This is a genomic window from Mediterraneibacter glycyrrhizinilyticus (assembly GCF_015560805.1).
GTDB lineage: Bacteria > Bacillota > Clostridia > Lachnospirales > Lachnospiraceae > Schaedlerella > Schaedlerella glycyrrhizinilytica_A.
In genome coordinates this window covers 143,947-152,978 of record NZ_JADMSO010000007.1, presented here as the reverse complement: position 1 = coordinate 152,978, position 9,032 = coordinate 143,947, and the positions used below count along the sequence as shown (strand labels likewise).

Genomic DNA, 9,032 nt, shown 5'->3' with positions numbered 1-9,032 from the left:
ATTAGACCTCCTGTCTGTAAATCAAGCGGCACTCTATACGATATCGGGCTTTCTCTCCATCTACATCGTATAAATAACCGCTATTTAATGTTTCTACTTTGATCGGGATTTTATTTTCTCCAAGATCCGGCAGTTTTCCTGCCATGTCCTGTATTTCCAGCCATTCTTCAAAAGCTTGATAAAATCCGCTGTTTTCAATATTGATCCTCGCGTCCTGATCATATTCTTCCCTGCTGGTAAACGCAAACTGGAACTGTTTCTTTGCTCCTCCATCCGTATATCTCTGGATCACAGGATCGCACGGAAGAGGATCTATGGAATACTCCATTCCTGCGCCAAGATAATCCACGTTGACTCTCCACTCTGAAAGAAATGGGCATGTAAGAATATAATCCCGGATACTGTTAATGAGATTTGACATACTGTGCTGCTCCTTTCAAGATAGAATCTTTATGCCGGTTCTTCATTCTCTCAAACCAGTAAGATTTCTCTTTATGCTCGTAATATTGCCTCCTTGCATACGGAGCAATTTGATTGATTTCTCCTGAACCGATTACTGTGCCGAGTGTAGCTGATTTAATCAGCACACCGGTCCGTCTTGGTGTCTCCGGATTCATGCGCCGGATACATTCTGAATCAATAAATCCCTGCGCATTTTCGAATCCTTTTCCCATCCTGGACGCAAATGCCGGATTCCACTCCAGTTTTGCGGAAACTTTTCCGCCGTTGGAAGCCTGCGTATATATCACCCCTCTTGGAGTTTCAATCCGGATTTTCCTCTTTCCTTTTCTCATTACACTCCCACCACCTTTATGTGCGGGTTGTTCCCAAACCGATTATAATTTGCAGAAGTAACCTTTACATAATCTGTTTCTTTCAGATCCTTTACTGTCTGCATTTCAACGGAACACGCGCCCTTTACAATATAATCATCTTTCACAACAACTTTTGAAATATCCGGAATGCGTATTGTGGTGATATCTGCTTGCATCAAGCCATCCGTAGTGAGCGTAGCTTTCTCTGCCGTGAACCACCAGGCTTCTGAAACATAGAATCGCGTCCATACATCAACTCGCATTTTCGGATCATATTCTCTGTGATAAATCGTAAGATCGGTATTGGTGATCATTCGTCCACCCCCATATATAAAAGCCCTGTTGGTTCCAGATATAGTTCTGCCGCCTTATAAGCTTTTCTGCTCAACAACGCTTCCGATGTCTCATCAGCTTCCTTTTCTTGTACATAGCTTACGGAATACCCATCTGTACTCTCCGATACAATCTGTCTGCCACTGTTATTCTCACGGATTTTCCCATCTGCGATCAACATATCACAAACCGCGCATGCCGCAAATTTCACTTCTTCCATTTCCGGACAGCTGTCCGCACGCCCAAAGGTGATCCTCCGGACGTGGGCACTCGCTTTCATGATCTGACGCTCGAACTCTTCTTCTGCAGCTCCTCCTCGGTACTCAGTCGTATAGAAGTTATAGTCCGCATACACATTCATTCAAATCAACTCCTACTCCGCAGCAGTATGCACATAGATTCCATCTTTCTTGTTATCGTAAGCTTCCACGATACCAACAGTACGATAACCGAACTTCCAAGCATCTGCATCCTGATTCTGATCTGGAGTGATAATCTTGGAGACGGTATGCTTCTGATACTGGATAGCCGTCTGTTTATCCACGATCATAAAGTTGATAGCTTTACCACTTTCATTCTTAGCAAATCCACCAGCTCCGTTTGCAGTGAGATCGATCTTGGAGTAGAATCTTCCCTGCGGCACCTTTACGATCCCTGCAAAGCCCTCGATCGCTTTCTTGGATGCTGTGGTATCCAGATCCTCGATCATTCCGAGCACCGTCGGATTGATAAACAGATAACAGGTTGCAAGGTTCGCTTCTGCATTCTCGATCTTACTTCTCGCCGTTCTGAGCGCCGCCAATGCATTCTTGCCGGTGTCAAGCGCTGCTTCCACAGTTGCCACGCCATCAATAGACGCATATCCGGCAAGTCTGTAAGCGTCCAACTCCGGAACAACCTGTGTTCTCAAGAACTCTGCGGACAGTCGTCCGAATGCCACACCTGCGGACTCAATGTTGTCCATCGCATCGATTGTAAACATACGTCCACGATCATATCCGCATTTCTTTGTCTCATATTCAAGAGTTACATCGCCAGCAACATAGCCTGTCTGCTTGTTGTAGTTTGCAAGTCCCTGCATGGACATTTTCGGGATCAGGATCTCGTTTGCGTTCGCCCCCTCCTTGACCAGCTCATTCGGTCCATCCAAAACCGCGGTTAAGGACGCCAGTTTGTAAATTTCATCCAATAAAGTGGAATACTGTTTTCTTAATGCAATTGTATTTGCCATACTTTTTTACCTCTTTCTTTCTACAATTATTTCTTTTCTGCCGGAAGCCCCATTGCCGCCCGGATAGCTGACAGATTATCTCCGCCAACACCAGCACCGCCTCCGGTTGCTCCGACTGCGTTCATAAATGGTTCGTCTGAACCAAATAAATAAGCATCCGATTCCTTTACGGTTTCCAATGCTTTCTTAATGTCCTCAGACTGGTTTTTCGATGCTTTCAATGCGTCCATATCCAGCATAGCCATGACCGCTTTTTCGTTACGTCCTCCGGCTGTTTTAATGGCTTCCTTGATGGTATCAGAGAAAATACGATCTGTTTCTTTCGCAGCATATTCCGCATCTTTGTCTTTTAACTGCTGATTGAGCTTGTCAATCTCACTCTGCATGGCTGTCGGATCTACGTCCTTGAACTTTTCTAAAGACGCTGTTGCTGTCGCAAGCTGGTCTTTAAAATTGTCACGTTCTCTCTCTGCTTTGGTAGTCTTTGCCTTTTCAGCGGCAATATCTTTCCCATTCTCAGCCATAATCTTGTCAATAACATCCTGTTCCAATCCGAGTCCTTTTAAAAAATCTGTTTTCATGTTCCATTCTCCTTTCGTATTAGGTTATTTTAGGCGTGTAACCATCCGCCACGAATTGACTATTTTAGGTCTGATCAGCTGACCATATCTCCATAAAAATAAGACGCGTCACCCTGCGTCTCAACGGGAGATAACCGGATCACCATTCCTTTCCTACATCCAATTCAAAAAGTTTCACGACAATCCTCCTTTCTTAAAAATGGGTACAAAAATACCACTCACTCTGAAGAATGGGTGGTATTTATACAACTGCTTTCATAGCCTTGTCATACTCAATCTTTAATTTCCGTTTGAAATCCTCAATTTCATCCGGCTTCATACCAGGTTCCGCAGAAGCACAAATATCTGGGGTTTCATCCGCAAGAATCTCCGTTGCCTTTGGTTGTTCGTTGTGCATTTCATCATAATCATCTACCAAAGCATCTTCCAAAATAATTGAGAACTCATAAATGTCCTTTGGTGTATCTTCCAAAAATTCTTTAATATAATTCATTATCTTTTCAAACACATTCCCACACCTCCTTTGGCATTTTTCGCCTTACAATAGAAACTATATCATCTGTATCTTTATTTTTCACCACAACAAGTTGTTTGCCCGAGTCAAAGAAAATCAACTTGCTTTCTCCCTCTGAATAATTCGGATTCCCTTTCACTATTGTAAGAACATCGCTTTCTTCAATGTTCGGATAACCTGGCTTATTTAATCTTGGTAGCCGACTCAATGCATGAACTGACAAATATACTCCATCTTTTTCAAATCTTACATACGCATCTTTTGACTTCTGCTTAAATTCAGAAGACCATTCCTTTTTATCGATATCAGAATATGTATCGACTTTCTTTTTCAATGCACTAAATTTCTTAGGTTCATTATACTTCATCCGCCGGAAATCAGCAAGACTGCCAACATCATCGCCAAGTATATTTTTGTACCGATAGTACTGTTTTGAATCCCTGTCAGCATTCCGAATCATATCAGAACTATACCGCAGATTCTGCATCTTCGTATTTGTTGCTACTCTTCCCCGCATATCATAATAGATGCGCTCTCTTTCTTCTGTCAGCCCCATCTTCTTACAAAACCGGCTATATTCATTCAACTGTCCCTGATATTTTGCCCTTGCAAGCATCACTTCATCCGGATCAGCGCCACCAGCTTCCAGAAGTTTCACTTTTTCCCTCTGCGCCCTCATAGCGGTTTCCATCTGCCTCTGGCGTTGCTTTGCTTCATACAAAGTGTATTCTTTTCCGTTAAAGGTCTTCGGTGTGTTTTCTTTACGATCTTGTTCCGCAAGCCACTCATCCGTCCAGTTTCGTTCGGAAATTCCGGGAAAGAACGGATAATATTCATGATAGCAGTTCCATCCAAGCAGTCCGGGACCAGTACCTAGACCGCACACCGTAACCAATTCTTTCTTACTCCAAACTTTACCTTGCCACACTGCATGAGACGGACGCGCCCCGCCATGCCATGCAACCTCAAAATATTCAGTTCCAAGTTTCTCGGCGTTCATATCCGAGATTTTCCCTGTAAGCTGTGAAACACCTGTCATCACAGCTCTTCTGGCAGCCACATCCACTCTGTTCGCTCTTCCCGATGCATAATCAATCTGCCTGAGCCCGCTGTTGGTAATCTGTGTCACAACTCTTCTAAGTACGCTGTTATAATCAAATGCCCCGGTAACGATATCCATGCAAGCCGCATCCAAATACTTCTGATATACCTCTGCCAGCGGAGTCAGAACCGGATTCCCGTTTCCATAATCCAAATAAAATCCCAGTGACTGTGTGATATTCTTCAAATCTGCTTTGCTTTGCTGAATAAATCCCTCTGCCAACTGTTGAAGTTCTTCATTTTCTTCGTACGGAATGAACTCTGCATTGATCTGCTCATATATGTCTTTATTTCGGACATATTCCCAATCAATAACCTTATCGTACAGTTCGAACATTTCCGGATAAGATTTATCCAGTGTTTCTTTCAGCATTTTTTCGATATCCTCAGATGAATATCCAAGGATTCTGAGTCGGTTTATCTGCCAATCTGCCGTACTGGTTATTTTCCCCGTCTGCTTTATCCGGCGGACAATGTCTTCCATGATCCGAATTTCCAGATCAGAAAAGGGTTTTTCAATCTGACCGGATAGCTGTTTTTTATAATCTTTCCGCAATCAGATCACCTACTTCATAACTTGGTTCTGTTCCGGAAGCATCTTCTCGGCGGTTGCTTCATCTTCGTTGTACCACTTCATGCGATATTCCAAGTGTGACATCACACCCATGCTCACATCCTGTCGATCCTGCTGCCGTTCCGTTTCCTCATCCGTTAAGATAGAATCGTTGAATTTACAGGAGAACTCGTATCCGGAATTTAGCATGCTATTGTAAAAAGCAAGCCCCGCGGCGAAATCTTCCAGGCATTCTTGCAAATTGCTCTGTATTGCCGTGACTCGGTTGTATTTCCGATTCTTCGATGCTTTTATCTCCGTCGCTGTCTTTGCTACCTCCTGCACATCTGACAGATCTCCGTAAGCAAGTCCTACGGAAAACTCAATCTCTCGCTTGTACTCTTCCAGACCACGCCTAAAAGCTTCATCGCGCATTTCCGGAGAATATTCTTTCAAAAGCTCCTGATCTTTGCCTGCTTCCAGATTCAATCCCCGATACAGCCGTTTGTTCAGCTTCGCCATTCCGAATCTGCCAGTGGATTTATCCTGTTTTAGCGCTTTATTATCCACATGGATGGCACGTTCTCCGGATTCATACTCCCAATCCAGCCTTGCCCCCTGTATATCTGCTTTTCTGATCAGATCTTTCGCGGAATCGTATGCGGATACTCCGCAGGCAGAGCCATCCACTTTGTTCTTGATCGGATTCCGATAATATCCAAAGTCCATCCGGTTCATGCCCGGGTATGTAACAGGACCCGGCGCAATCCCCGCCCATTCTTCCACTGCTTCCAGATTACACGGAAGACCGATGTCATTCTCTGTCTGCGAATGGAAACATTTATTTTCTATGGTCAGATTTCCGTTTAGAAAATAATGTCGTTCAAATCGCGTGAAATAATCCACATCCCCGACTTTCTTCACAGTCAGAAATGCAATATCATTCGGTTTTCCATCATCACCGAAGCTGATCGGGATGATCTTGTCCGCGGATACAAACTCAGCGGCTGCTCCTCCAAGCGGCTTCAAGGCAAAGGAACCAAGCGCAAGCCCCTCCTGCAGGTTCTCATTCAGCCTTACAATATTCTTCTGGTATATCTTGTCCAGTCGCTCGTTGCTCACACTGGTCTCCATTTCCACCAGAACGCAATCAGCAAATTCCCGGCAGATCCCATCTTCAATACCTAGAGAAACAATGCTGTCCGTGATCCAGTCAGCCTGCCCATTCAGCATCTGCTTCCATTCATTTATTGCATCGATCATTCTGTCGGAAAGTGTGACATCCTTTCCGACGATCTGCTTTAATGTCGCATATCCAAACATACGCATGAATCCTTTCCAAAATCTTTTAATTCCATCAAACATCTTCCACCTCTTCGATCAGGTATTTCATATCGCGTTCAATCGTATATTCGAACGCATCCAAACTGTCAATATCTGTACTGCCATCATCCAGTCGTTCATCCTTTCCGATTACGTCTTTATTCCACACAGCGTCTGAAAATGCAGTCTGCAAAGATTCGCAATCCTCTGTGATAAAAAACCGCCCTGCTCCCATAAGCTTGACAGTACACCGGATTCTGTCATTGATCGCCGCTTTCCTTGCCTTGCGGACCGATATCCACGGATACTCCTTTTCCACGGCATTCCGGATGGAATTTCCAAGAACAGTCTCCGCATTATCGTAGTAAACAGTTTCCACGTTACAGTACTGAACATATTCTCCCCTTTTTCTGATCACTGCATATTTTTGAATTACTTCCCCAACAAAATCACAGAACATCTTGTTCAGCATGTTGCTGTCAATGTCCTCATTTTCATCTTTCGCCATGATCCTCCGGGATTTCAAAGCGATCACGTTTCTGTAATCGTCAGTATATCCTCTTGCCACAAAAGAATGTCCCGACTGATTCCCACCAAAGTCCAAACCTATTTCGATGGATGTAATATCTTCTTTCCGGAACTGCTGATACTCCGGATCCGATGAAAACTCATCAACAATTTCACACCGGAACGCATCTGGATTGTCTGCAAACCGTTTGTAGATTGCTCCGTCTGCACGCTTCCACAGTCCAAGGATGAGACGGTCATAATAAATCGTCCCCTCATACTCTTTGCAAAGCTGCTCCACAAACGCTTCGGGAAGAAACGGATTGTCAAAGATCGTATACTTCTGCAGGTAAATATCCAGTTCCGCATTATCCAGAAACTCTTTTAACCAATGCGTCGGATGCTCCGGGTTACAGGATCCATCAAAGCAGGAATACGGTTTATCAAGACGGGATTTCAGCATCTGGAAGACTTCTTTGTTCCACTTCGCCACCTCATCCCCATAAGCATACTTGATGCTGGATCCCTGAATCTTTGCAACCTGACTGATTTTCTCTGCACCAAGACAATACACTTCTTCACCGCATATCTGTGCAACATTCCGGCTGTTTATAGTCCCGATCAGCTCTTCTGTATACACCTCACGCATTGGCTGCAACACGTTTCGTTCAATAGATTCTTTCGATACCCCAAGAATCGTATTTAATCCCGGAAGTCCCGACCGTTCGCGGATACGGGACAGAATCACAAAGGCAGTATCTACATAAGACTTCCCAGATCGTACAGCACCTGACTTAATATTCCATCTATGAGTGGCATTCAGTATGTACTCATTTTGTTTCTGACTTAGCTGCATGATCTCTCAATCCCTCCAAAATCAAATCGAGTCGTTCAATTGCATCCTGCTTTCCACCGACTCGCTCCGCAATCTCTTTGTATTGCTTTATCATACTTCTCAATTCCCCTTGTGCTCTCGACTGAGCTTTTAGGAAGTTCGCCTGCTTATCCCACGCCTGCTGCACCTCCCACTTTTCCCCGATCACGTTGCCGTCTTTTCTTTCGACTTTTTCAACTGTCTTGTCTTCTGCATCCCGGACGTACATGATCTGCTGTGCCCGGATAATGGCAGCATAGGCGATCTGGATCTGATCCCAGAGGATGTCCAGCGGATCCGTCGGCATCTCCTGAATAATAGAAACGGTCTCTTCCGGAAGATACTTCGAGAAGAAACCGAACTTTTCTGCATTCTTATTTCTCGGCGGCGCACCGTGCCCGACTGCGTTTTTGTTTCCGGGCTGACCGCCGTGTTTTCGTTTTATCGTAGTACTACAATCATTTTTTCGTAGTACTACATTCCATTTATCCTTACATTTCCAATTGCTGATCGTGTTCTCTTTTTCATTCAGCATCTCAGCAATTTTCCTGTTCGTAATTTTACCGTCATGCTCTTTGAATATCTCAAAAGCTTTATCTCTATTCTCACTTCTACGTTTTGGCATCTCACCACCTTCCAATCTGGTTTATTATATATAACCTGGCTTAATTATTACGTTTACCAAGTAACGCCATATATTTACGCATTAGAAAAGCACCCCGGAGGGTGCCTGTTACTATACAACCATAAACCTATATGCACTTATTGGATTTATTTTACTTTCTTGATATTTCTTATATCGTTCAACCGCTTTCTCTATAAGCCTAACGCTTTCACCTATTTCATACACCTGAATTTCATATATCCCTTTTGTTGGAAAACTAATTTCTTTTGGTTGCGCAAAGATACTTTCAAACACATTATACTCCTCTGTTTGATTTTCTTCTTTCTTTTTCGCCTCTATAGAAAAAAGAGGGATTTTTGTATCTTGATATCTCTCGTCCTCTGGTTTTATGCACTTTACAAAATAATCCAGTCCCAAATCTACCTCTTCGCATCCAACGTAATTTAGCATTGAAAACACACAGATTTTTGCCTTATTATCAATAGCTCTTACTTCATTAAAAAACTTAGTTACACTCATCGTTGTATTATCGTATGATTCACATAATGCAATATTAACATTAAAACCTTTCATCA

Annotated in this window: 12 protein-coding genes; all 12 read right to left on the bottom strand. The window is 43.5% G+C overall.

Translation table 11 applies throughout. The features are described 5' to 3' along the window. Nucleotide 1 precedes the first annotated feature (1 nt). The 12 genes from I2H87_RS09040 to I2H87_RS08985 all read right to left on the bottom strand — a co-directional run bounded on the left by I2H87_RS09040 (nt 2) and on the right by I2H87_RS08985 (nt 9,030). Nucleotides 2–421: a hypothetical protein gene (locus I2H87_RS09040; protein WP_009268500.1), complete on the bottom strand. Its 420-nt coding sequence runs from the start codon at nt 419–421 to the stop codon at nt 2–4. Beyond that, the gene (locus I2H87_RS09035; RefSeq protein ID WP_009268501.1) at nt 405–794 is read right to left on the bottom strand and encodes a hypothetical protein; all 390 of its coding nucleotides are present in this window, start codon (nt 792–794) and stop codon (nt 405–407) included. Before I2H87_RS09035 ends, I2H87_RS09040 begins: the two co-directional genes overlap by 17 nt. Beyond that, complete coding sequence (locus I2H87_RS09030) at nt 794–1,129, bottom strand: DUF6751 family protein (RefSeq protein WP_009268502.1); 336 nt, start codon at nt 1,127–1,129, stop codon at nt 794–796. The genes I2H87_RS09035 and I2H87_RS09030 overlap by 1 nt, the downstream gene beginning before the upstream one ends. After that, nucleotides 1,126–1,509 carry a head-tail connector protein gene (locus tag I2H87_RS09025; RefSeq protein WP_009268503.1) on the bottom strand — a complete coding sequence of 128 codons (384 nt, stop codon included), beginning with the start codon at nt 1,507–1,509 and terminating at the stop codon, nt 1,126–1,128. Before I2H87_RS09025 ends, I2H87_RS09030 begins: the two co-directional genes overlap by 4 nt. Nucleotides 1,510–1,521: 12 nt before the next feature. Then, the gene (locus I2H87_RS09020; protein ID WP_009268504.1) at nt 1,522–2,379 is read right to left on the bottom strand and encodes a hypothetical protein; all 858 of its coding nucleotides are present in this window, start codon (nt 2,377–2,379) and stop codon (nt 1,522–1,524) included. Nucleotides 2,380–2,405: 26 nt separating this feature from the next. Beyond that, a complete protein-coding gene (locus tag I2H87_RS09015; protein WP_009268505.1) occupies nt 2,406–2,960 on the bottom strand; it encodes a phage scaffolding protein in 555 nt (184 codons plus the stop codon). Nucleotides 2,961–3,201: 241 nt separating this feature from the next. Then, nucleotides 3,202–3,468, bottom strand: a complete 267-nt coding sequence (locus I2H87_RS09010; RefSeq protein ID WP_009268506.1) for a hypothetical protein — start codon at nt 3,466–3,468, stop codon at nt 3,202–3,204. Further along, nucleotides 3,461–5,131, bottom strand: a complete 1,671-nt coding sequence (locus I2H87_RS09005) for a phage minor capsid protein (RefSeq protein ID WP_195609772.1) — start codon at nt 5,129–5,131, stop codon at nt 3,461–3,463. The genes I2H87_RS09010 and I2H87_RS09005 overlap by 8 nt, the downstream gene beginning before the upstream one ends. Before the next feature lie 9 nt (nt 5,132–5,140). Next, a complete protein-coding gene (locus I2H87_RS09000) occupies nt 5,141–6,493 on the bottom strand; it encodes a phage capsid protein (RefSeq protein WP_009268508.1) in 1,353 nt (450 codons plus the stop codon). Further along, nucleotides 6,486–7,814, bottom strand: a complete 1,329-nt coding sequence (locus tag I2H87_RS08995; RefSeq protein ID WP_009268509.1) for a phage terminase large subunit — start codon at nt 7,812–7,814, stop codon at nt 6,486–6,488. Before I2H87_RS08995 ends, I2H87_RS09000 begins: the two co-directional genes overlap by 8 nt. After that, entirely contained in the window at nt 7,789–8,457 is a 669-nt protein-coding gene (gene terS, locus I2H87_RS08990) for a phage terminase small subunit (protein WP_009268510.1), read from the bottom strand. Before terS ends, I2H87_RS08995 begins: the two co-directional genes overlap by 26 nt. Before the next feature lie 111 nt (nt 8,458–8,568). Continuing rightward, nucleotides 8,569–9,030 (bottom strand): hypothetical protein, encoded by a 462-nt coding sequence (locus tag I2H87_RS08985; RefSeq protein ID WP_195609771.1) that lies wholly within the window; start codon nt 9,028–9,030, stop codon nt 8,569–8,571. Nucleotides 9,031–9,032: the final 2 nt, after the last annotated feature.

Bases quoted from the DNA above. Each gene is read 5' to 3' on its own strand.
- I2H87_RS08985 (WP_195609771.1), bottom strand. From the start codon at position 9,030: ATGAAAGGTTTTAATGTTAATATTGCATTATGTGAATCATACGATAAT.
- I2H87_RS09015 (WP_009268505.1), bottom strand. From the start codon at position 2,960: ATGAAAACAGATTTTTTAAAAGGACTCGGATTGGAACAGGATGTTATT.
- I2H87_RS09025 (WP_009268503.1), bottom strand. From the start codon at position 1,509: ATGAATGTGTATGCGGACTATAACTTCTATACGACTGAGTACCGAGGA.
- I2H87_RS08995 (WP_009268509.1), bottom strand. From the start codon at position 7,814: ATGCAGCTAAGTCAGAAACAAAATGAGTACATACTGAATGCCACTCAT.
- I2H87_RS09030 (WP_009268502.1), bottom strand. From the start codon at position 1,129: ATGATCACCAATACCGATCTTACGATTTATCACAGAGAATATGATCCG.
- I2H87_RS09000 (WP_009268508.1), bottom strand. From the start codon at position 6,493: ATGTTTGATGGAATTAAAAGATTTTGGAAAGGATTCATGCGTATGTTT.
- I2H87_RS09040 (WP_009268500.1), bottom strand. From the start codon at position 421: ATGTCAAATCTCATTAACAGTATCCGGGATTATATTCTTACATGCCCA.
- terS (WP_009268510.1), bottom strand. From the start codon at position 8,457: ATGCCAAAACGTAGAAGTGAGAATAGAGATAAAGCTTTTGAGATATTC.
- I2H87_RS09035 (WP_009268501.1), bottom strand. From the start codon at position 794: ATGAGAAAAGGAAAGAGGAAAATCCGGATTGAAACTCCAAGAGGGGTG.
- I2H87_RS09020 (WP_009268504.1), bottom strand. From the start codon at position 2,379: ATGGCAAATACAATTGCATTAAGAAAACAGTATTCCACTTTATTGGAT.